Origin of the sequence: Sesame phyllody phytoplasma, assembly GCF_018390775.2 — a bacterium.
Lineage (GTDB): Bacteria > Bacillota_I > Bacilli_A > Acholeplasmatales > Acholeplasmataceae > Phytoplasma > Phytoplasma australasiaticum.
Genome location: NZ_JAHBAJ020000044.1, coordinates 1 through 408, shown reverse-complemented (window position 1 = coordinate 408; position 408 = coordinate 1). Strand labels below are relative to the sequence as shown.

The following is a 408-nucleotide window of genomic DNA, read 5'->3' as shown; positions in this document are numbered from 1 at the left end:
TAGATTTCTATCCTACATGGTAAAGGTCAACCCTACTAATAAAACTCGCCAAGAGAAGGCCACCAAGAATTCCTTAAATGGGCAAGTTCAGATCCAAATTCCCAAGGCGAAAGCGAAAGAATATGGATATGAATACAATTGGTTAAAAGAGGGAAAGGTGAGACATGACAAAACATTAGCAGATAGAGACGAGTTAGAAATAATCCGAACTTATCAAACAATAGTTAGAGGAATTATCCAATACTTTTGTTTAGCTAACAATCTCGGGGTCTTAACCCATTTAAATTATCTAGTGGAATATAGCTGTTTGAAAACACTGACAAGGAAACGGAAAACGTCAATTGCCAAAGTTCGAAAGAAATGTAAAATTGGTTCAACCTGGGGTATTTCTTATCTTAATAAAGGAAG

Annotated in this window: 1 protein-coding gene; it reads left to right on the top strand. The window is 35.8% G+C overall.

The features are described from left to right. Positions 1–408, top strand: a 408-nt coding sequence (locus KHD59_RS02430) for a group II intron reverse transcriptase/maturase (RefSeq protein WP_308699654.1), incomplete at both ends; no start/stop codon positions are given.